This window comes from Kordiimonas marina (assembly GCF_023006325.1).
GTDB lineage: Bacteria > Pseudomonadota > Alphaproteobacteria > Sphingomonadales > Kordiimonadaceae > Kordiimonas > Kordiimonas marina.
In genome coordinates this window covers 453,084-474,802 of record NZ_JAINDF010000001.1, presented here as the reverse complement: position 1 = coordinate 474,802, position 21,719 = coordinate 453,084, and the positions used below count along the sequence as shown (strand labels likewise).

Below are 21,719 nucleotides of genomic sequence, written 5' to 3'. Positions count from 1 at the left end.
CGGTGTGGCTGCAACTGTCTCCTGAAATGCTGGCACCAGAGTGCACGAGCGCGCTTTTGAGCCGCCGCCCGAGCGCTCTTTCTCGCATTGCGGATATCGATTGACCGTTTCTCAACTTGAGATTAGCGTTTTTCCATCTCAAAGGGGGAGAACTACAACAATGACAAAACTGGCAAAACTGCATCTGCGGTTGGGTGGCATCTATGCCCTGTTTGGTATGGCGCTCGGGATCCACATGGCGGCAAAGGCGGACTATACGCTGGCGCCTGTCCACGCTCACGTGAACCTTCTCGGCTGGGTATCGGTGATGATTTACGGCCTGGTTTATACGGTCTTCAAGGACCGGCCGGTGACCATGCTGATGAAGCTGCACGCGGTCCTGGCGCATGTCGGGCTCTGGATCATCACGGTGGGGCTTTTCATCTTCCTGCAGGGCAGTGGTAGCGACGTACCCGCCATTATCGGCTCGCTTCTGACCATCCTGTCGATGGCGGTGTTTGTGGTGATCCTGTTCGGGCTCACTGCTGAGCCGAAAGAGGCCTGATACCTATCAGGAAATAACAGTCGGCGCGTCCCGTCCGGTGCGCGCCGATATCTCCGCAACCTCATCGGCGATGGTGATGATGGTGGCAAGCGCGTCTTGCGTATCCATGCCCATATCGCCGCCTTTGGGCTCATAGCGTTCCAGATAGACCCGGAGCGTGGCGCCCACGGTGCCGGTGCCCGAAAGCCGGATCACGAAGCGCGAGCCGCTTTCAAACGCCACCCGCAGGCCCTGCCCAGTGCTGACCGACCCGTCAACCGGGTCGGTATAAGCAAAGTCATCGGCGCTGGCGACTGTTTCGCCATGGAAGGTTTGACCCACGAGCGAGGACAGCTTGCCCCTCAGGGCGTCCATCAACGCGTTCGCAGGGGCCACCTCCAGCGCTTCATAGTCATGACGGGAATAATAGTTGCGGCCATATGTGTGCCAGTGCTCGGCCATGATTTCGGGGATGGATTGCTTGCGTTCGGCGATGATGTTGAGCCACAGGAGCACCGCCCACAGCCCGTCCTTCTCGCGCACGTGGTTTGAGCCCGTGCCCGCGCTTTCCTCGCCGCAGAGGGTCGCCATATCCGCGTCGAGGAGGTTGCCGAAAAACTTCCAGCCGGTCGGGGTCTCGAACGAGGGGATGCCGAGCGCTTCCGCGACCCGGTCGGCGGCGCGGCTGGTTGGCATCGACCGGGCAATGCCTTTGAGGCCATCCTTATAGCCGGGGGCCAGATGGGCGTTGGCGGCGAGTGCTGCCAAGCTGTCTGACGGCGCGACATAAAGCCCGCGCCCGAGGATGATGTTGCGGTCGCCGTCGCCGTCCGAGGCTGCGCCCATGTCCGGGGCATCTTCGCCATACATCAGGTCGAACAGGGCCTTGGCGTGCACCGGGTTCGGGTCCGGGTGGTGGCCGCCGAAATCCTCCAGCGGGTCGCCGTTGACCACCGTGCCGGGTGCGGCACCCAGCGCGCCTTCAAGGATCGCCTTGGCATAAGGCCCGGTGGCCGCGCTCATGGCGTCGAAGCGGAGCGTGAATCCGGACTGGAACAGCGCCCGGATTTTGCCAAAGTCGAACAGGCTTTCCATCAGCACCTGATAGTCGGCAACCGGGTCGATGATATCGACCGACATGTCGCCCACCATCTGGCCGCCCAACCTATCAAGGTCAATGTCCGGCCAGTCCAGGATGCTGTAGTCGCTGATTTTTTTGCTTTCTTCGAAAATGGCGCTGGTGATGCGTTCGGGCGCCGGGCCGCCGTTTCCGATATTATATTTGATGCCGAAATCCTCGTCCGGCCCTGCCGGGTTATGGCTCGCCGAAAGGATAATCCCGCCCGAGGTTTCATATTTACGGATCACCGCCGACGCCGCAGGGGTGGACAGAAGCCCGTTCCGGCCGACAAGCACGCGGCTGACGCCATTCGCGGCCGCCATCTTGAGGATGGTCTGGACCGCTTGCGGGTTATAGAAACGGCCGTCGCCGCCCAGCACCAGCGTCTTGCCGTGGCCGCCGCCGATGGCCGTGAAGATCGACTGAACAAAATTCTCCAGATAATGCTGGCCCTGGAACACCTTCACCTTCTTCCTGAGGCCCGAGGTGCCGGGCTTCTGGTCGGTGAATGGGGTGGTCTTGACCGTTTGAACACTCATTATCTGTCTCCGTTCGGGCGCCTCAGCGGGGCGGGCGTTCCCTGTTTATGGCATCGATAAGCGGGGTGCGAGCAGAGCCCGCAAAAATATCGTCGACTGTAACCGGCAGCTTGCGCCGCCAGTTCGGCTGTTCGTCCGTGGTGCCGGGCACGTTGGGCTGGCCCACGAGGTCCAGAATGTCCTCCAACTGCACCGCGACAAGGCGGGAGGCCGTGCGCGCGAGGAAGGCATGGAGCGCGGTCGCGAGCGGCTCGCTCATCTCCTCCGGCGAATGATCCGGATTGAGCCCATCCGGCAGCAGGCCTTCGTCCTTCAGGAGCATGAGCAGATCATGCCGGTCGCGCGCGCGGGCGGCTTTGTCATGGGCCAGCTTTTCGGGGTCGGCACCGATCCCCAGCGCTTCCCGCCATTTGAAATCCTCACCCTGCCAGAAGCCGCGCACGGTTGGCAGGTCATGGTTGGTGAGCGACGCCAGTGACGCCGCGTCATACTCCTGCGCGCGTTTGAGCGGCCCATCCTGACGGCGTTCGAAAAAGGCGATGCGGCAGCCCATCAGGCCGCTTGCCTTAAGGGTATCGCGGAAGCCTTCAGGCACGGTGCCGAGGTCTTCGCCGATCACCAGCGCGCCGGTCCGGTGCGATTCCAGCGCGATCACGCCGAGAAGGTCGTCTTTCGGGAAGCGGACATAGCCGCCGGGGATACCCGCCGCTGCGGGGCACAGGAAGCTCCGGTTGATGCCGAGGATATGGTCGACCCGCACCATGCCGCCCACACTCATCGACGCCCGCAGCATTTCGGCGAACGGCGCGTAGGCGGTCCGCTTGAGCGCATCCGGGTTGAAGGGTGCGAGGTTCCAGTTCTGGCCGTCCGGGTTGGCGGTGTCCCCAGGCGCACCAAGGCCGACACCGCGGATCACCGCATCCGGCTCGGCCCAGGTTTCGCTACCGCCGGGCACTGTCCCGACCGCGAGGTCGAGATAGAGCCCGATCGCCATGCCCGCGGCTTTCGCCCGGGCCTGTGCCGCGGCCAGTTGTTCGGCCGCCAGCCACTGGAGGTAGAGGTAAAAATCAATGCGAGCCTTATCCTTCTTGGCGAAGGCGGCGACCGCTTCGGAGGTGCAGTCCTGATAGTCCGCGGGCCACGCCTGCCAGTCGTGGGTGGCGGCCGCATCCTTGGCGCCGAAATGTTCGGCTAAAGCTTCATAGAGCGCATGGCGGTATAGCGCCGTGCCGCCCGCTTTCACGAAGGCGCTGAAAGCGGCTTTCCGGCCCTTGCTCGCCGGGAACAGGCTGAAGGCTTTCTCGAACGCTTCGCGCTTGAGGGTGAGGGCGGCGGCATAGTCGACGAACTCGGCGTCACGGGCCCCCCGCAGGCGGTCGTCCTGTCCCATCGCCGCAAGAAAGGCTTGGCCTTCGGCGCTGTCTGTCAGCTCGGGGATCATGTCCGGGGCGATATGCAGCACGTTCAGGAACTTGCGGCTTGAGGGCGAATAGGGGCTGTAGAGCGCGGCGGTGGACGGGAACAGCGCATGGACTGGGTTGAGGCCGATGAAGGCCGCGCCCTGTGCTGCCGCCTGTTCGGCCAGCACGGCAAGGTCGGCAAAGTCGCCCACGCCCCAGTTGCGGTTTGAGGTCAGGCCATACAGCGGCGCGGTGATGCCCCAATGCCGGGTGTCGGCGTCCAGCGCGCACCGGGGCGCGATGATGAGCGCGGCGCTATGGTCGCCCAGCGTCAGTCGGTGATAGCCGGGCGTGTCGGGCAGGTCGAGCCTCAGCGTGCCGCCTTCGACCGTGCCATGGCCTTCGGCCTTGCTGCCGCCTTCCAGCGTGATCGTCCAGTGAACATCGGTGCCATCCTGCAGTTTGACCGGCAGGCTTTTCTCGCCCGCGCGGGCGACCAGCGTGGCGGGCAGGGGCGCGTGGGCGGCGGCTTCGCGGGCATCGAGGTGGGCCTGAAGCGCGGCCTCATCCGTGACAGGCACGCCGAGGGCGGCCAACAGCGCCTGCCTGCTGGCGTGGCTCATGCTGTGATACTGGCCTTCGAAGCTGAAATAGCCGGGTTCGATGCCGTAGAGGCTCGCAAGCTTCATGAGCAGTTCCTGCTGCTCGACCGAGCCGCCATCCTCGTAAGTGCAGGTGAAGATGCCGACGCTTTGCGCGGCGACCTTGTGGGCAGCGCCTGCCGCGATGGGCGCGCCGACGGTGAAGTCCGCGGTGGCGGTGTCGAGGCATTGCCGCCAGGCCTCCGCGGCGGGCAGGTCGGGCAGGGTGAAGCTTACGGCTTTCTTGCCCGCGTTGAAGACGATCAGTAGGGTCTCGTCGCGTTCCGGCGTGCCGTTCTGGGTGCGGTAGTCGCCTGCCTGACCGCAGAGCAGGAGGCCGATGACATGATTGTCCGGGTCCTGCCAGGCGTGGCCTGCCATCGCGCGGCCGTCCGGCCCGACCCAGGAGACATCCTGCACGCCAAGGCTGGAAACCTCGGCGCCGTGCAGGAATTTGGGGCGGCTGAGCACCGGGTGCGCTTTCCGGAAGGCGATCAGCGCGCGGGTGAAAGCGGTCAGGTCTTCATCTGCAGCTGCCCAATCAAGCCAGGTGATGTCATTGTCCTGACAGTAGGCGTTGTTGTTGCCCTGCTGGCTGTGGCCGATCTCATCCCCCGCCAGCAGCATCGGCGTGCCCTGACTGACCATGAGCGTGGCGAGGAGGGCCCGTTTCCGAAGACCGCGCGCCGCCACTATGTTGGCGTCGTCCGTCGGTCCTTCGTGGCCGAGGTTGGCGCTATAATTCTCGCTGTGGCCGTCGCGGTTCTGCTCGCCGTTGGCGTCATTATGCTTGTGGGCGTAGGCGACTGTGTCCTCAAGCGTGAAGCCGTCATGGCTGGTGATGAAATTGACCGAGCTGGAGGCCGCACGTCCGCCATGGTCGAACAGGTCGGCGGAACCCATCAGGCGCGCGCCGAGGTCCGGCAACTGGTGCTGGTCGCCGCGCCAGAAACGGCGGACGGTATCGCGGTAGCGGTCATTCCATTCGCCGAAGCGCGGCGGGAACTGGCCGAGGCGGTAACCGCCGGGGCCTATGTCCCACGGTTCGGCGATCAGCTTCACCCCCATGAGCACCGGGTCCTGCTGGATCGCGGCGAGGAAACCCGCGTGGGGTTCATAGTCATCCGGATTGCGGGCGAGCGTGGTGGCGAGGTCGAAACGGAAGCCGTCCACGCCCATGACCGTAACCCAGTAGCGCAGGCTGTCCATCACCAGGGCGAGGACGCGCGGGTGCGCAAGGTTCAGGCTGTTGCCGCAGCCGGTTTCGTTCTTGTAGAAGCGGGCGTCATCCTGCAGCCGGTAATAGCTCATGTTATCGATGCCGCGGAAGCTGAGCGTCGGCCCCAGCTCCCAGCTTTCGGCGGTGTGGTTATAGACCACGTCGAGGATCACCTCGAGCCCGGCCTTATGGTAGGCGGAGACCATGTCCCGGAAGCTGAGCGCGGCCTCCCCGCCCATCAGCCGGGCGTCGGGCACGAAGAAACCGATGGTGTTATAGCCCCAATAGTTCGTGAGCCCCATCTCGGTCAGCCGGGGTTCCGGGAAGGCCTGCATCACCGGCAACAGCTCAATGCTGGTGGCGCCAAGCTTGGTGAGATGGTCGAGCATTTTGGGCGCCGCGAGCCCCGCGACTGTGCCGCGCAGCTTCTTGGGCACACCGTCATGACGCATGGTCAGACCACGCACATGGGCTTCATAGAGGATGGTGTCCTGCGCGCGGATATGCGGGGCAGGCGCGCCGCCATAGGGCGCGTCCGGGTCGGTGACCACGCATTTGGGCATGAAGGGCGCGCTGTCACGGCCATCGAAGCTGAGGTCGGCGCGGGCGTCCGCGCGGTCATAGCCGAACAGGGCGTCATTGAAGACGAAATCGCCATGAAGCGCGCGGGCGTAGGGGTCCAGCAGCAGTTTATGGGCGTTGAAGCGGTGGCCTTCGGTGGGGGCGTAGGGGCCGTGGACCCGGTAGCCATAAAGCTGACCTGCCTTAAGCCCCGGTACGAAGCCGTGCCATAGGCCGCCCGTCTGGTCCGGGAGCGGCAGGCGCTGAAGTTCCGTCTTGCCGTCGGGGCTGAACAGGCACAACTCGACCTTGTCGGCATGGGCAGAAAACAGCCGGAAATGGGTGCCCTCTGCCTCCGTGTGAGCGCCGGGCGCGCCGTCGGTGCCGGGCAGGATGTTGAAGCTGTCCGCCACGCCGCCGTCCCCCGTCAGTCCGCAGCCATCAGGCCGTGATAGAGCTGCATATAATGCCCGGCGGGGGCAGTCCAACTGACATCCTGTTTCATCGCCGCGCGCTGCACACGGGCGAAGGCGGGGGCGTCTTCGTAAATCTCGAATGCGCGCTCAAGCGCGAAGCTGAAGGCCTCCGCGCTAACCGGTGCGAACTGGATACCGGTGGCGACGCCTGCATCCAGCGCCGCTTCGTTGGCGTCGATAATGGTGTCGGCTAGCCCGCCGACGCGGGCGACGATGGGCACGGTGCCGTAGCGCAGGCCGCACAGCTGGGTCAGCCCACACGGTTCGAACCGCGACGGCACTAGGATGAAATCGGCCCCGGCCTGCAGGCTGTGGGCGAGGGGTTCGTCGTAACCGATGAAGGTGGCGACCCGACCGGGATGGTCCTTCGCGGCCATCTCGAAGCCATGCTCGAAGGCTTCATCGCCGGAGCCGAGAACGGCCAGTTGCCCGCCCTGGCGCACGATATCCGGGATCAGGCTCAGGATCAGGTCGATGCCCTTTTGCGTGGTCAGCCGGCTGACGACACAGAAAAGCGGGGCGTCGGCTTTCACCTCCAGCCCGAGTCGCGCTTGAAGCGCCGCCTTGCACTTGGCCTTGCCCTTCACCGAGCGCACGGAATAGGGCGCGGGAATGTCAGAGTCGCTTTCCGGGTTCCAGACCGTGTCATCGATGCCGTTGACGATGCCCGAAACCACATCCGAGCGGCGCCGGAGGAGGCCGTGCAGGCCCATGCCCTGCGCTTCGGTCTGAATTTCGCGGGCGTAGGTTGGGCTCACGGTGGTGACCCGGTCGCTATAGACCACACCAGCCTTGAGGAAGTTGATCTGCCCCCAATATTCCAACCCTTCCTGTTGGAACATTGCCTGCGGCAGGCCGAGCTTTGCCAGCCGATCCGCCGGGAACAGGCCCTGGAAGGCCAGGTTATGGATGGTGAAGACAAGCCGCGGTCGCGGGCCGCCCACTGCGGCGAGATAGGCCGCGACAAGGCCCGCCTGCCAGTCATGCGCATGGACGATATCCGGGTGCCAGCCCAGCAGGTTGCCCCGCGCGATTTCCGAGCCCACAAAGGCGAGCGCGGCGAAGCGGATGTCATTGTCCGTGCGTTCCTTCGCGCCGTCCATATAAGGATTGCCGCTGATGTTATAGAGATGTGGGGCATCCAGCACGATGACATCGAGCCCGGTTGCCGCCTTGCCGCGGAAAATCTGGGCCGGGCCGCCGAACAGGTCCGGGATGACCGCCGCGACCACAGGCTTCTTGAGCCCTTTCATCACCGCCGGGAACCCAGGCAGGAGGACACGGGCGTTGACACCAGCCTTCATAAGCGCGAGCGGCAGTGCGCCGATCACGTCCGCGAGCCCGCCGGTCTTGATGAGCGGGTAACATTCGGAGGCGACGAACAGCAGGCTGAGCTGTTCCGATGCGTCAGCCATCAGGCACCCTCCGTCAGCTTGTCGATCATCGGTTGGGTGATCAGGCACACGCCGCGCTCGGTGCGGCGGAAGCGGCGGGCATCCTCCTCCGGGTCCTCTCCGACCACAAGGCCGGCCGGGATGCTGACCCCGCGGTCGATCACCACGTCCTTCAGCCGCGCGCCACGCCCAATGTTGACATAGGGCAGGATCACGGCGTTGCGCATGGAACTGTAGGAGTGGGAATGCACGCCGGTGAACAGGAGCGAGCGTTCGATGCGCGAGCCCGACACGATACAGCCGCCGGAGACAAGCGAGTTGATGCCGGTGCCACGCCGGCCTTCCACGTCATGCACGAACTTGGCGGGCGCGGTGATCTCGGCATAGGTCCAGAGCGGCCATTCATTGTCATAAAGGTTGAGGGCCGGTTCGATCGAGGTGAGGTCGAGGTTGGCTTCCCAATAGGCGTCCACCGTGCCGACATCGCGCCAGTAGGCTTCCTTGCCCGCGATCGAGCGGATGCAGGATTTGGTGTAGCGGTGCGCGACCGCCTTACCGTTTTTCACCATGTGCGGGATGATATTGTGGCCGAAGTCGCGCTTCGAATTCGGGTCGGCGGCGTCGCGCTTCAACTGGTCGATCAGCACCTCGGTGTTGAAGACATAGATGCCCATGGAGGCCAGGCATACATTGGGCTTGCCGGGGATGGTCGGCGGGTTGGCCGGTTTTTCCAGAAAGTCGGTGATGACGTCCTTCTCATCCACATGCATGACGCCGAAGCCGGTGGCTTCTTCCTTTGAGACCTCAAGGCAGCCGATGGTGACGTCCGCGCCGGAGTTGACGTGCTCCTCCAGCATCATTTCATAGTCCATCTTGTAGATATGGTCGCCCGCGAGGATGACCATATATTTGGGCGCATAGGCCTCGATGATGTCGATATTCTGGTAAACCGCGTCCGCCGTGCCTTCATACCACTGGGTTTCCGAAACCCTTTGGGAGGCGGGCAGAATGTCGAAGCTTTCGTTCCGTTCGGCGCGGAAGAAGTTCCAGCCGCGCTGCAGGTGGCGGATCAGGCTGTGGGCCTTATATTGGGTCGCGACCCCGATGCGGCGGATACCGGAATTGACGGCGTTCGACAGCGCGAAATCGATGATCCGGCTCTTGCCGCCGAAATAGACCGCCGGCTTGGCGCGGCGGTCGGTCAGTTCCATAAGGCGGCTGCCACGCCCCCCTGCAAGCACATATGCCATGGTGTGTCGGGCAAGCGGCTGAGAACTGTATCGAGGCACGTGAGGGCTCCCCTATTTCTGGGTGTGATACGCGTTGCAATAATGTTTCACAACGGTGATAAATTGAATAACAAATGATAAGGATAATTGGGTTAGTTGCAATCGATTGTTATCCGTTACTATACCCTGTGATTCGGTTTATAGCGCGCCAAGGCTGATTTTATATGACAACTTTACCGATTGAAACAGGACAAAAGGAACGCCGTCGCCCGCCTTCCCTCGGCGACATGATTGTCCGGCACCTCGTCTATTCCGTTGGCAAGGACCAGGCCCATGCGGTGACGCGGGACTGGTGCGTTGCTTTGTCGCTGGCCATCCGCGACCGCATGGTCGACGGCTGGATGACAACGACCCGGCGGATTTATAAAAGCGGCCAGAAACGGGTTTATTACCTGTCGATGGAATTCATGATCGGGCGTCTCCTCGAAGACGCGCTCAGCAACATGGAACTCACGGAAGAAGCCCGCGCTTTCTTCGACGAACGTGGGCTCGATCTTGGTGAGGTGCTGACGTCGGAACCCGATCCGGCGCTAGGCAACGGTGGCCTTGGGCGTCTTGCCGCCTGTTTCATGGATTCGATGGCGACCGTGGGGGTGGCGGGCATCGGCTACGGCATCCGCTACGAACATGGCATCTTCCGCCAAAGTTTCCAGGATGGCTGGCAACTGGAGGAGCCGGAAGACTGGCTCGTCGGCGGCAACGCCTGGGAGTTCGAGCGCACCGAAGTGGTCCACCCGGTCAATTTCGGCGGCTATGTCTCCTCGGACGCGAACGGCAAACCGGTCTGGAACCCGAGCGAGCGGATCATGGCGGCGGCCTTCGATACGCCGATCGCCGGTTGGAAGGGCCAGCATGTGAACACACTGCGCCTATGGTCAGCGCGGCCTGCGGAGGTATTGAACCTCAGCCAGTTCAACCAGGGGGACTTTGTCGCCGCCGCGCGCCAGCAGATTGTCGCGGAATCGATCACCAAGGTGCTGTATCCGGGTGACCATACGCCGGAAGGCCGGGAGCTCCGCCTGAAGCAGGAGGTTTTCTTCACCTCGGCGTCTTTGCAGGACATCGTCCACCGCTTCCTGCTCAACCACGAAAATCTGGAAAAGCTGGGCGACCATGTGGCGATCCAGCTCAATGACACCCACCCGGCGATTGCAGTGCCGGAACTGGTGCGGCTTCTGGAAGATGTTCACGGCATGGACTTCCGCAAGGCTTTCGATGTCGCCCGTGCCTGTCTCCATTACACCAACCATACGCTGCTGCCGGAAGCGCTGGAACGCTGGCCGCTTGAACTGTTCGAGCGCTGCCTGCCCCGGCATATGCAGATTATCCGGGCGATTGATGATATCGCCACCGCCGAAGTGCTCGCGGCGGGCAAGGGCATTGACCCGAACGTTGTCCGTGCGATCGACCCGCACTATGGTGGGTTCGTGCGCATGGGCAACCTGGCCTTCATCGGTTCGTCCCACGTGAATGGCGTGTCGGCGCTTCATACCGAGTTGATGAAAAAGACCGTGTTCAAGGACCTGCACACGGTTTACCCGGACCGCATCCTCAACCAGACCAACGGCATCACACCCAGGCGCTGGCTTCTCGAATGTAACCCCCGGCTTTCAGGCCTGATCACCGAAACCATCGGCGATGGTTGGGTCGCGGACCTCGAACAGTTGAAGGCGCTGGAGCCTTATGCCGAGGATGCCGCCTTCCGGGAACGGTTCCGGCGCGTCAAGGCCGACAACAAGGAGCGGCTGTCGGTCTATGTTCAGGAACAGCTCGGCGTGAAGTTGGACCCGACCGCGCTTTTCGATATCCAGATCAAGCGTATCCATGAATATAAGCGCCAGCTTCTCAATATCCTTGAGACCATGGCGCTCTATAATGCGATGAAAGCCAACCCGAACGGCGAATGGCAGCCGCGTGTGAAGATATTCGCGGGTAAAGCCGCGCCCAGCTATACGCTTGCCAAGCTGATCATCAAGCTCATCAATGATGTGGCGGACAAGATCAATAACGACAGCGCGCTCGGCGACATGCTCAAGGTCGTGTTCCTGCCCAACTATAATGTGTCCTCAGCCGAGATCATCATCCCGGCGGCGGACCTTTCCGAGCAGATTTCCACGGCCGGGTTCGAGGCTTCGGGCACCGGCAACATGAAGTTTGCACTCAACGGCGCGCTCACCATCGGCACGCTTGATGGCGCCAACGTTGAAATTCTCGAGCATGTCGGTGAGGATAATATCTATATCTTCGGCATGGAGGCGGAAGAAGTGGCGCAGCTTCAGTCCGGCGGCTACCAGCCCTGGGTGCGCGTCGGTGAAACCCCGCGCCTGCAGGATGTGGTGACGCAAATCTCCTCCGGTTTCTTCTCTCATGGGGATACCGAGCGCTTCGCAGGCATTGTCGATAATGTCCTTGCGCATGACTATTTCCTGGTGGCCCCGGATTTCGACAGCTACTGGAGCACCCAGCGCTGGATCGACAAGGATTTCCGGGACCAGAATGTCTGGCAGCGGAAGGCCGTTCTCAACACCGCCAACATGGGCTGGTTCTCTGCCGACCGGACGATCCGCGGCTATGCCAAGGATATCTGGAACGCGCTGCCATAATATTCGGGCCGCAAGATTTTGAGGTAAGACCATATGACCGAAACTCAACTGGCGGCATGGGAGATTGATGCCCTCGCCGCGGGTCGCCATCCGGACCCCTTCTCCCGCCTAGGGCGGCACGCAGAGGGCAAAACGACGGTCATTCGCGCCGTGGTGCCGGGGGCGGACAGCGTCAAGGTCTTTACCCGCACGGGCACAAGCCCGCTTGCCACGCTCACACGGGTCAAGGGCGCGCTATTCGAAGGTACGCTGGCGGCGGGCAAAGCCAAAACCGGCTACAGGCTTCAGGCTGAACATGGCGGCCAAGCTTGGGACTTTATCGACGCCTACAGTTTCGGCCCCGTTTTGGGGGAGATTGACCTTTATCTCATCGGCGAAGGTACGCACGAAAAGGCCTATCAGTGCCTGGGCGCACACATTATGACCCACGAAGGCGTGGACGGTGTGCATTTTGCCGTCTGGGCGCCGAACGCCAGCCAGGTGGCGCTGGTGGGGGATTTCAACCACTGGAACAGCATCCATCATCCCATGCGCAACCGCGGGGACAGTGGCATCTGGGAGCTGTTCGTGCCGGGGATCGGCGACGGGACCCATTATAAATACTGCATCTACGGCAAGGAAGGGCACCAACTGCCCCTGAAGGCCGACCCCTTCGCCTTCGGCACCGAATATCGCCCCAACACCGCCTCGGTCGTGCGGGACCTCACAAGCTACGGCTGGTCCGATGCTGGTTGGATGGAAAGTCGGGGCGAACGCCAGCACCGGGCCGCGCCGATTTCCATCTATGAAGTCCATGCGGGCTCCTGGCGGCGGAAGGACGGCAACGGCTTCCTCGGCTATCGGGATCTGGCGGCGGAGCTTATCCCCTACGTCAAGGAAATGGGCTTCACCCATATCGAGCTGATGCCGATCTCGGAGCATCCGTTTGATGGCTCCTGGGGCTATCAGCCGATCGGGCTTTATTCGCCGACGCGCCGGTTCGGGACGCCATCGGACTTCAAGGCTTTCGTCGATGCCTGCCACGAGGCGGACATCGGCGTGCTGCTCGATTGGGTGCCTGGTCACTTCCCGGCCGATGAACACGGCCTCGCGCATTTTGATGGCACGCACCTCTTTGACCATGCCGACCCCAAGAAGGGTTATCACCCGGATTGGAATACACTCATCTTCAACTATGGCCGCCGAGAGGTGGTCAATTACCTGATCAGCAACGCCCGCTTCTGGCTGGAGGAATATCATCTGGACGGCCTGCGCGTCGATGCGGTCGCCTCCATGCTTTACCTGGACTATAGCCGTGAGGATGGTGAGTGGATCGCGAACCAGTATGGCGGCAACCAGAACCTGGAAGCCATCGACTTCCTCAAACGCATGAATGAGCGTGTGTACGCGAGCCAGGACGGCATCATGACCGTGGCCGAAGAATCGACCGCCTGGCCCGGTGTTTCGGCGCCGACGGATGCGGGCGGGCTCGGCTTCGGCTACAAATGGAACATGGGCTGGATGCATGACACGCTCGATTATATGAGCCGCGAAAGCGTCTACCGCCGCCACCATCATCACCAGATGACCTTCGGGATCGATTACGCCTTCAGCGAAAATTATGTGCTGCCGCTCAGCCACGACGAAGTGGTGCACGGCAAGGGCTCGCTGCTCGCGCGGATGCCGGGGGACCGCTGGCAGAAGTTCGCGAACCTGCGCGCCTATTTCGCCTTCATGTGGGCGCACCCGGGCAAGAAGCTTCTGTTCATGGGCGGCGAATTCGCGCAGGAACAGGAATGGAACGCCGAGCATAGCCTCGATTGGCACCTGCTCGATTATGCCGAGCACCGGAATATCCAGGCGCTGATCAAAGACCTCAATCATCTCTACCGTGACACCCCGGCGCTCTATCTGAGGGACTGCGAACGCGCGGGTTTTGAATGGGTGGACGGCGCTACCGCCGGTGAAAATATCCTGGTGTTCCTGCGCCGCGGCGGGGATTACAGGCCCTGTTTAGTGGTTTGTAATTTTTCACCCATGGTTCGCCACAATTACCGGGTAGGGGTACCCTATGGCGGCCGCTGGGCCGAGGTCCTGAATACGGATTCGCACTATTACGGCGGGTCCGGGGTTGGCAACGGTGGCGGGGTGATGGCGGAAGCCAAGCCCTGGCATATCAAGCCTTATTCGGTCTCGATCACCGTGCCGCCCTTATCGACCACAGTGTTCCGGTACGAGCGCGACTAACGTCTGTTTCGCCCCTGTAACGCTTCTCCGGTGACAAAGGTGTGCCGGATAGGTAATGCTGTGGCATCGGCAACGGATAGGGTGTCTGAGGTGTTGCAACTGCAACAGATACGGGTTCTGGCCATGCTGGCGGGTTTGTGGGCGGTATTTGCCGTCCCTGCGGCCCCCGCATACGCGGCCAATGCGGCCACGATGGACGGTCCGCGCTACCGTCTCCAGTTCACCCTGACGCTGCTCAGCGACGAAAACACCCTCGGCGCGCTTCTGCGGTCATCCTCCCGGCTTTATGAAAAGCGCGACGACCCGGTGGTGTCCCTCTCCCGGCTCGACAGCCGCATCAGCGCGGACCTAGACAGTTTCGACCGGGTGCTGCGCTCGGAAGGCTATTATGCTGCCGCGCTCGACAGCCGTCTCGCCCGTGAGGAGGGCCGGATCGAGGTGGAAATTGTCGTCCATCCGGGGCCGCGCTATCACATCAAATCGGTAACAGCGTCCATCGATGAAGGCGGTGGGCCCGACCTCGATCCCGCGCTCAAGCTCGCGCTCAAGGTAGGGGCTCCGGCGCGCGCCGAGGATATCGTCGGCGCCGAACAGGGGCTTGTCACCTATCTCACCAACAAGGGCTATCCGTTTGCGGATGCGGGTGACCGCAAGGTGATCGTGGACCATAGCGACCAGAGCGTGAGCGTCAGCTATCACCTGCACGCGGGGCCGAAGGCCATCTTCGGGGCGGTCCGCTACAAGGGGCTTGAGAAAACCAAGGCCGGGTATCTGGATGAATTCGTCCCCTGGAAGACGGGCACGCTATATAGCCAGTTGGATACGGATGAATTCCGGAAAAGGATGGCGTCCTCCGGCCTGTTCCGGATGGTGATCGTCGCCCCCGATGCGACCGAGGCACAGGTGACAAAGGCCAGTGAGAAAACCGGGGAGAAGGCCGGAGACAAAGACAGCGAAAAGGCTGGGGAGAAAGCCCCCGTGCCGGTACCCCTTCTGGTGCAGCTGAGTGAAGCGCCGCGCCGGGCGGTGGAGATCGGCGCCGGCTATTCGACCGGCGAAGGCTTCGAGGCCGAGGCAAGCTGGCGCACCCGCAACCTGTGGGGGGCGGGCGAAAGCCTGCGCCTGGGCGCTGCCTTCGGTGAAGCCGAACAGGCAATCAAGGTCAACTTCCGCAAGCCGCACTTCCGCCGGTTTGACCAGACGCTGACAGCCTACAGCCGGGTCGGCCGCGAAAACACGCCAGCTTATGTCTCACACCTGGCAGAAGCGGGCGGCAGCATCGAACGCAAGCTTACCCCGCACCTGACCGCCGCGGTGGGCACCGGGGTCAAATGGACCCGGGTGTTCGAGACGGACAAAAGCGCAGCCTTCCTGCTTCTGCAGGCGCCGCTCGGCCTGACGTGGGACACGACGCGAGACCTGCTGGACCCCAAATTCGGCGTGCGGGCGAACCTCCGTCTCAAACCAAGCTATTCGATGGTTGATGAGCGTTTTGGCTTCCTCAATGCCGAGCTGAATGCCTCCGGTTATTATTCCTTCATGAAGGATGACCGGCTGACGCTGGCGCTCAGGGGCCGGGTCGGCAGCATTTGGGGGGCCTCGCTTTACCGCTTGCCGGTCAGCGAACGCTTCTTCGCGGGCGGCGGTGGTTCGGTCCGTGGCTATAGCTATCAGGCGCTGGGGGAGATCAACCCCGACGGCACGCCCGTGGGTGGCCTGTCGGTTGCGGAGATTTCCTTCGAGACACGGCTTAAGGTCAGCGACACCATCGGCATCGTGCCCTTTATCGACGGCGGCAACGTCTATCAGAAGCGGCTGGCGACGCTGTCTGGCTTCCGCTGGGGCGCGGGTGTTGGCGTGCGCTACTATACCTCGGTGGCTCCGGTCCGGCTTGATGTCGCCATGCCGCTCAACCGACGGGACGGTGACCCGAAATTCGCGATCTACATCAGCCTGGGGCAGAGTTTCTGATCATGACAGACGCCAAGCATACCCCCGGGCCCAAGAAGTCCCCCAAGCCCCCGAAGCCACCGCGTCCCGCGTGGCGGCGCTGGCTTTTGCGTGGGCTTTATGTGCCGGTGGCGGGTGTGCTGTCGGTAGGCGGCTTCGCCCTGTGGGTCGACAGCACACCCGGGCATCTGTGGCTGGCTCACACGTTGTCCCACGCGTTTGATGCGCAGGGCATGGATCTGGATGTCAAAAAGGTCAAAGGCCATGCCTTCGGCACACTTCATCTTGAGGGGGTCACCATCCGGGATGCTGGCGGTGTCTGGTTCCGCGCGACTGAGCTGACGCTCGACTGGCGGCCACTGGCGCTCATCCGCGATACGCTGGCGATCAATAAGGTGGCGGGCAAGGGCCTCAGGCTTGATCACCTGCCGCCCATGCCCTCGACAGCTGCTGCGGCCAAGAAAGATGACGCCAAAGACCAAAGCGACAGCGGTCTCTGGACCCTGCCGGTTGCGGTTGAGCTGGACAAGATTTCCCTCCCGTTCACCTATGGCGACACGGCGGATGCCTATCATCTGAACGGCCGTGGCCTTGCGCTCAATGGCCGCCACCTCACGGGCCAGGTCGGCCTGGAAAGCGCCAGCGGCAACGACAAGCTTCAGGCGCAGCTGGACTGGCAGGCCGACGCCCGCACGCTGGGGGTGGACCTGAAGCTGGATGCTGCGGAAGACGGGTTGCTCGGCAGCCTGTTGGGGCTTGAGGACTTGGGGGCTTTGAAGGCCGACCTGTCGGGCGCGGGCGCATTGACCGCCTGGAAAGGCAGTTTCCATATCAAGGCCGGGGCCGCGTTCGCGGGTGACGGCAGGGTGGAAGGCACGGAAACCGAGGCCGGTGCTGGCCGCCTTGTCCTTAGGGCAAACCTCATTCACGCGCTGGCACTGCCGTCCGAGCTTGGCGGCCTCGTCGGCCCGCACCTGACGCTGAAGACGGTGCTCAATTTTGGCGGCGGCAGCCCTGCCTCTGTCACGCTCGATGCGAACAGCGGCAACACACAAGTCCATCTTTCCGGCCCGATGTCGGCGGATGGCCGAATTGAAGGCGGCTTGGTGACTGTCAGTGCGCCGCGTTACAAGGCCGGGGCCAGCCTCGGTGGCTTGCGGGCGGACGATGCCAAGCTTGAAGGCAGCTTTAACCTGCGCTGGCCCGCTTTCAAGCTGACCTACACCGTGACGGCGGACCAAGTGGCCGGGTGGGGCGCCACCGGCGAAGGCTTCAGCCTAAAGGGCGGGGTGGAGCTGGATCAATATCATCTCGGGGGCGATTTTGACGACCTCAGCCTCGCGTCGGTGCAGTACGGCCCGAAAGCCCGGGCGGGGGCGCTTGAAACAGCGGTCACGGCGGGTAGCGGTACATGGGATGTGCGCCGCACCGATGGCGCCTGGCGGGTCGACAATGTCATGCTGACCTCCGGTTTCGGTACGCTCAGCAAGCTCAAGGCAGCCGGGACACCAGCGGGCGGCATCGGGGACCTGTCGCTTGATGCCAATCTGTCGCCTGCGCTGATCAGCCGGTTTGCGCCCGCGGTTGTCACCGGCGGGGATACGGATGTGCGGCTGACGGCGGCGACCCAGGCTGACGGCAAGGGTCTCAGCATCGACTATGCCGCCGAGGGCCATAATATCGACTGGGCGAACGATACGCTGACAGGCCTTGTGGGGCAGACGCCCCGCCTGCTCGGGCATTTCAACCTTAGCCCCGATGGCGCGCTTTCGGGCGGGACGCTCAGGTTCGCCGGTCAATATCTGTCCGGGGCAGGGGGCAATATCGGCCTCAAGAACGGTGCCCTGAAGGCGAATTTCAATATCGACATGGAAGGCGATGCGCCGCTTTTCACCGAAGGGGCGATGGCGCTCCCCACCGGCATTCAGCTTGCCGGTCGCATTGCCGGGCCGCTTGCGCACCCGGCGCTGACGCTTCAGACCGACCTGACCTCGGCCACCGGATACGGCCTTGCTTTGGGGGACGTGAAAGCGGTCCTGACCCTCAAACCCGACCAGACGGCGAAAAGCGGCTGGAACGGTGACCTGGCGATGACGGCGACGACAGCATCGGGCCCTGTCGGCCTGGGGGCTGATGTCAGCCTGACGGGGGATGCCGTGCATCTTGGCAAAATCGCCTTCACAAGCCCGGCGGTGAAAGCGTCCGGCCAAGCCGCATGGTCCGGCGCGGATGGGCTGGATGCGATGATGAGTGCGACGATGATACCGGTGACCGCGCCGTCCTTCAGCCTCAAGGGTACGGCCAGCGCCATGCTGGCCCTCAGCGGCAAGCCGGACGCGCTCAAGGGCCAGCTGGACCTGATGGCATCGGATGCGTCGCTCGCCGTCACCGGCCGCTTCCCTGTCCTGATCAAGGCCCTGAAAGGACGGATCGGATTTGGCGCTGAGGCGGGGCAGGAAGGCTATCAGGTCGACCTGAAGCTCGCCCATCTCCATTATGGCGCACAGCAGGTTGAAAGCCTGTCGCTTGAAGGCGATACCGGCACGGATGCTGGGCTGAAGCTGCAGACTGACGGATTTTTCGCCAATGCCTTCAAGGTGGATGCCACCTTCAAGCCAACTGAAGGCGGTGTGACGCTTGGGTTCGTTGCCGATTATGGCGGCATTAAAACCGAAAGCACTGTGCCTGTCGTCTTGGGCTGGAACAAGGGGCTGACGCTCAAGGCGCCAGCGCTTGCGGTCGGGGACGGCACCGCCATGCTCGATGCCGCCTATGACGCTGGCGGCCTCGATGTCGCGGCCAAGCTCAGCCATATTCCGCTGACCGCCGTCAACACCGTGCGGGCCGGGGTTTTCAAGGCCGGAGCCGTGGACGCTGACGTCAAAATCCACCGCGCCCGCAAGGCCGGGAAAGGCGCGGATGAAGCCCATGTGAATGCCAGCCTGTCGGGGGTCCGTTTCTTCACCGATACGCTGACAAGCAGCGACGAAACCTACAGCCTGAATGCCAGCGCCGATATGAAAGATGGCGTGGTGACACTGGACGCGAGCGCGGCGGCGGGTAGTAAGCCCGTGGGCACGGTTACAGGTTCGGTCCCGGTCGAACGCGCAAGCCCCGGCTTTTATGCCATCCGCGCCGGGACGCCGATTAATATGGCGGTCAACTGGCATGGCGATGTCGCGCCCCTATGGCTGCTGGCCCGGCGGCCGGACCACCTGCTCGAAGGCACGCTCAACGGCAAGCTGACGCTGACGGGGGACCTGGAGAACCCGGTGTTTGCGGGCAGCCTGGCGCTTGAGGACGGCCGCTATGAATATGAAACGCTGGGCCTTGTGGCTGAAAACCTGAAGCTGGACCTGGCGGGGGATAACCGTGCCGTGGTGTTGAAGGCGCTGAGCGCGACCGACGGCAACGGCGGGATGCTCACCGGTCATGGCTCGTTCGAGCTGTCGCCCAAACTGTCCTTCCCGGGCACGCTGTCGGTCAGCCTGAAGGATTATCATATGGCCCGGCTCGACAGCCTGGACGGCACGGCGTCGGCCAACCTCAGCTACAAGCGCGGCGGGACAAGCGGCAAACTGAGCGGCACGGTCACGACCGGCACCATCAACTTCCTGTTGCCCAAGGAACTGCCGACCTCGGTGGTCGATATGGACGTGACTGAAGTTGGCAGCCCGGAGGAGAGCGAGGAAGAGACCGCCTTCCAGCGCGCCAAGCGCAAGCCGACGGACCTGGACGTGCAGGTTTCCCTGCCCGGCCATCTGTTCGTGCGCGGCCGTGGGCTCGATAGCGAATGGCACGGCGACCTTCATGTCGGCGGCACCACCGCCGTGCCGCGCCTGACCGGCGCCATGACGCTGACGAGCGGGACCTTCATGCTGGGCGGCCGGGAATTCACCATCAATAGCGGCAGCCTGACCTTTAGGGGCGGGCGCCGGGTCGACCCGGAAATCGCGGTGACCGCCACGTATCAGACCACGGGGCTTGAGGCTGTTCTCAAGATCGAAGGCCCGGTCTCCGCGCCCAAGTTCAGCCTGACCTCGACGCCGATACTGGCTGAGGATGAAATCCTGTCCCGCGTGCTGTTCGGCCGCTCAGTGGCGGACCTCACCCCCTTGCAGATCGCCGAGGTGGCGGTGGCGCTCAACGGTCTCAGGGGCTCGAACGCGTTTGACCTGATCGGCCAACTCCGGCGCCAGCTCGGGCTCGACAAGCTCAGCATCACGTCCGGTGAGGACGGTGAAGGCGATGGGGCCTTGCTGACCGGCGGCAAATATCTGCGCGACAATGTCTATCTGGAGGTGGAAACCTCAACCGCAACCGCCCAGGCTGTCGCGCGGCTCAAGGTCAATATCACCCGGCGGTTCCTGGCGGAATCCGAGATGGGGCCGAAGCGCGGCAGCAGCCTGAAGATCAAGTGGTTCTGGGAATATTGACGGGCCTGTCCACGGCTGACGGGGCGTTATTATTTCTCGTTCAATTCCCGCCGGGCGGTGGCCAGCAGAGGGATATAGTTGGCCTGATATTCACGCGCGATGCCCTGGCAATAGGCCAGCGGCGTCTTGCCTGAGGCGGTCTTGCGGGCTTCGAAGGCAGCCAAGCTCAGGCCATATTCGAACGCCAGCACGTCATTGGCGAAGTCGGTCAGGATGGCGGCCTTCTCCTTGGGCGTCATGGCATGGATGGCGGCCCACTCATTTTCCTCATAATGCGCGGTGACGATGGTCTCCAGATACTTCACCGCGAGGCGGTTGACTGTGTTCATGTGCGGGGTCAGGTCGTTCCGCGTGCAGCTGTGAAAATAGGCGCGCATGTCGGCGGCGGCGCGGACATAAGTGTAATATTGCTGGCTGGTGTCGCGGAAGCGCGGCCACAGCGAGAGGGTGGAAGCGCGCAACTGCTCGAGCGAGTCTGGTTTGACCGGCTCTTCCTTGACGGGCTCAGTGCCGTAGGTGGCAGAGAATTTTCCACTCGGGGCAGGGGCGGCTGCCAGTGGAGTTGCCAGGGGGGCGGAAAGAAGCGGAAGAAGGATGAGGGCAAATGCCTTGAGGGTAAAGCGCGCGGTCATGAAGGTGCCTGTGTTCCTGAGCCTGAAGTAAGGGGGCGTCATAAAATTTATGCGTCATTCTGGCCCTTGTCCTGCCGGGCCTGTTTCCCTAGTGTTGGGGCGAATTCGCGGGGCTTTCAACCGCTTTTATGGGTGTATGGCAATCTTTGGTTCTTTCTATGCTTCTTGAGACTCTCTTCTTCGCCGCCCTTGTAAGCGCTGACACGCCGCCCGTGTCACGGACGGAAGGTTGCGCCGAGGTCGACAAGCATGTGCTCGGCTCCTCGCTCATGGGCCTTATCAAGCCGGGGCAGGAGATCAAGGTCTATTCGCCCGCTTGCGTGAAGGTTGGCCGCTACGACTATATCGTCTTCCAGACCAAGGAGAGCGACAACCTGGTGATCAAGCAGGTGTGGGGGATGCCGGGGGACAGGCTCGCGGTCGGCGATGACGGCAGCCTGACAGTCAATGGCGTCAAGGTGCTGACGCCCTATGACAGGCCCTATATCCTGATGGGATATTTCCGTAAGCAGATGAAAAAATACACCGGCGTGCTCAAGGGCTATCTGGCGATGGGGCACCCCGGATCGGTAGATTCCGGGCGCTTGGGGCCGATCCCGCCCGCGGATGTCGTCGGCGTTGTAACGCGCGACGAGGGCCGGATGCGCCACCTTGGCGGGCATAAACCATAGCCTATAGGCGTGGGTAAACTGTGCCGTGCTGTGGTTTTT

General features: G+C 62.8%; 11 protein-coding genes. 6 read left to right on the top strand and 5 right to left on the bottom strand.

Annotated elements, in window-relative coordinates; genetic code table 11:
- The first annotated feature begins 160 nt into the window (after positions 1-160).
- Positions 161-544 carry a hypothetical protein gene (locus K6118_RS02105; RefSeq protein ID WP_247118557.1) on the top strand — a complete coding sequence of 128 codons (384 nt, stop codon included), beginning with the start codon at positions 161-163 and terminating at the stop codon, positions 542-544.
- Positions 545-550: 6 nt separating this feature from the next.
- Here K6118_RS02105 and K6118_RS02100 read toward each other — a convergent pair whose 3' ends face one another.
- Genes K6118_RS02100 through glgC form a run of 4 tightly spaced genes read right to left on the bottom strand, consistent with a single transcriptional unit; the run spans position 551 to position 9,123 of the window.
- On the bottom strand, positions 551-2,182 hold the full coding sequence (locus K6118_RS02100) for an alpha-D-glucose phosphate-specific phosphoglucomutase (RefSeq protein WP_247118556.1): 1,632 nt from the start codon (positions 2,180-2,182) through the stop codon (positions 551-553).
- A 22-nt stretch (positions 2,183-2,204) separates the two neighbouring features.
- Positions 2,205-6,416: a glycogen debranching protein GlgX gene (gene glgX / locus K6118_RS02095; RefSeq protein WP_247118555.1), complete on the bottom strand. Its 4,212-nt coding sequence runs from the start codon at positions 6,414-6,416 to the stop codon at positions 2,205-2,207.
- Between the two features lie 14 nt (positions 6,417-6,430).
- Positions 6,431-7,894, bottom strand: coding sequence for a glycogen synthase GlgA (glgA, locus tag K6118_RS02090; RefSeq protein ID WP_247118554.1), 1,464 nt, complete (start codon positions 7,892-7,894; stop codon positions 6,431-6,433).
- Positions 7,894-9,123, bottom strand: coding sequence for a glucose-1-phosphate adenylyltransferase (gene glgC, locus K6118_RS02085; RefSeq protein WP_247118751.1), 1,230 nt, complete (start codon positions 9,121-9,123; stop codon positions 7,894-7,896). Before glgC ends, glgA begins: the two co-directional genes overlap by 1 nt.
- Before the next feature lie 203 nt (positions 9,124-9,326).
- Between glgC and K6118_RS02080 the strand changes: the two genes are divergently transcribed.
- The 4 genes from K6118_RS02080 (at position 9,327) to K6118_RS02065 (ending at position 20,377) form a co-directional block, all read left to right on the top strand.
- On the top strand, positions 9,327-11,765 hold the full coding sequence (locus tag K6118_RS02080) for a glycogen/starch/alpha-glucan phosphorylase (protein ID WP_247118553.1): 2,439 nt from the start codon (positions 9,327-9,329) through the stop codon (positions 11,763-11,765).
- Between the two features lie 33 nt (positions 11,766-11,798).
- Complete coding sequence (glgB, locus tag K6118_RS02075; protein WP_247118552.1) at positions 11,799-13,991, top strand: 1,4-alpha-glucan branching protein GlgB; 2,193 nt, start codon at positions 11,799-11,801, stop codon at positions 13,989-13,991.
- Positions 13,992-14,081: 90 nt separating this feature from the next.
- Positions 14,082-15,962 carry an autotransporter assembly complex protein TamA gene (locus tag K6118_RS02070; RefSeq protein ID WP_247118551.1) on the top strand — a complete coding sequence of 627 codons (1,881 nt, stop codon included), beginning with the start codon at positions 14,082-14,084 and terminating at the stop codon, positions 15,960-15,962.
- Between the two features lie 2 nt (positions 15,963-15,964).
- Positions 15,965-20,377, top strand: a complete 4,413-nt coding sequence (locus tag K6118_RS02065) for a translocation/assembly module TamB domain-containing protein (RefSeq protein ID WP_247118550.1) — start codon at positions 15,965-15,967, stop codon at positions 20,375-20,377.
- A 29-nt stretch (positions 20,378-20,406) separates the two neighbouring features.
- Here K6118_RS02065 and K6118_RS02060 read toward each other — a convergent pair whose 3' ends face one another.
- On the bottom strand, positions 20,407-21,051 hold the full coding sequence (locus tag K6118_RS02060) for a hypothetical protein (protein WP_247118549.1): 645 nt from the start codon (positions 21,049-21,051) through the stop codon (positions 20,407-20,409).
- 116 nt (positions 21,052-21,167) lie between these two features.
- On the opposite strand from K6118_RS02060, the gene K6118_RS02055 reads away from it, so the two are divergent.
- The gene (locus K6118_RS02055; protein ID WP_247118548.1) at positions 21,168-21,680 is read left to right on the top strand and encodes a S26 family signal peptidase; all 513 of its coding nucleotides are present in this window, start codon (positions 21,168-21,170) and stop codon (positions 21,678-21,680) included.
- Positions 21,681-21,719 lie beyond the last annotated feature (39 nt).

Bases quoted from the DNA above. Each gene is read 5' to 3' on its own strand.
- K6118_RS02105 (WP_247118557.1), top strand. From the start codon at position 161: ATGACAAAACTGGCAAAACTGCATCTGCGGTTGGGTGGCATCTATGCC.
- K6118_RS02100 (WP_247118556.1), bottom strand. From the start codon at position 2,182: ATGAGTGTTCAAACGGTCAAGACCACCCCATTCACCGACCAGAAGCCC.
- glgA (WP_247118554.1), bottom strand. From the start codon at position 7,894: ATGGCTGACGCATCGGAACAGCTCAGCCTGCTGTTCGTCGCCTCCGAA.
- glgC (WP_247118751.1), bottom strand. From the start codon at position 9,123: ATGGCATATGTGCTTGCAGGGGGGCGTGGCAGCCGCCTTATGGAACTG.
- K6118_RS02080 (WP_247118553.1), top strand. From the start codon at position 9,327: ATGACAACTTTACCGATTGAAACAGGACAAAAGGAACGCCGTCGCCCG.
- glgB (WP_247118552.1), top strand. From the start codon at position 11,799: ATGACCGAAACTCAACTGGCGGCATGGGAGATTGATGCCCTCGCCGCG.
- K6118_RS02065 (WP_247118550.1), top strand. From the start codon at position 15,965: ATGACAGACGCCAAGCATACCCCCGGGCCCAAGAAGTCCCCCAAGCCC.
- K6118_RS02060 (WP_247118549.1), bottom strand. From the start codon at position 21,051: ATGACGCCCCCTTACTTCAGGCTCAGGAACACAGGCACCTTCATGACC.
- K6118_RS02055 (WP_247118548.1), top strand. From the start codon at position 21,168: ATGCTTCTTGAGACTCTCTTCTTCGCCGCCCTTGTAAGCGCTGACACG.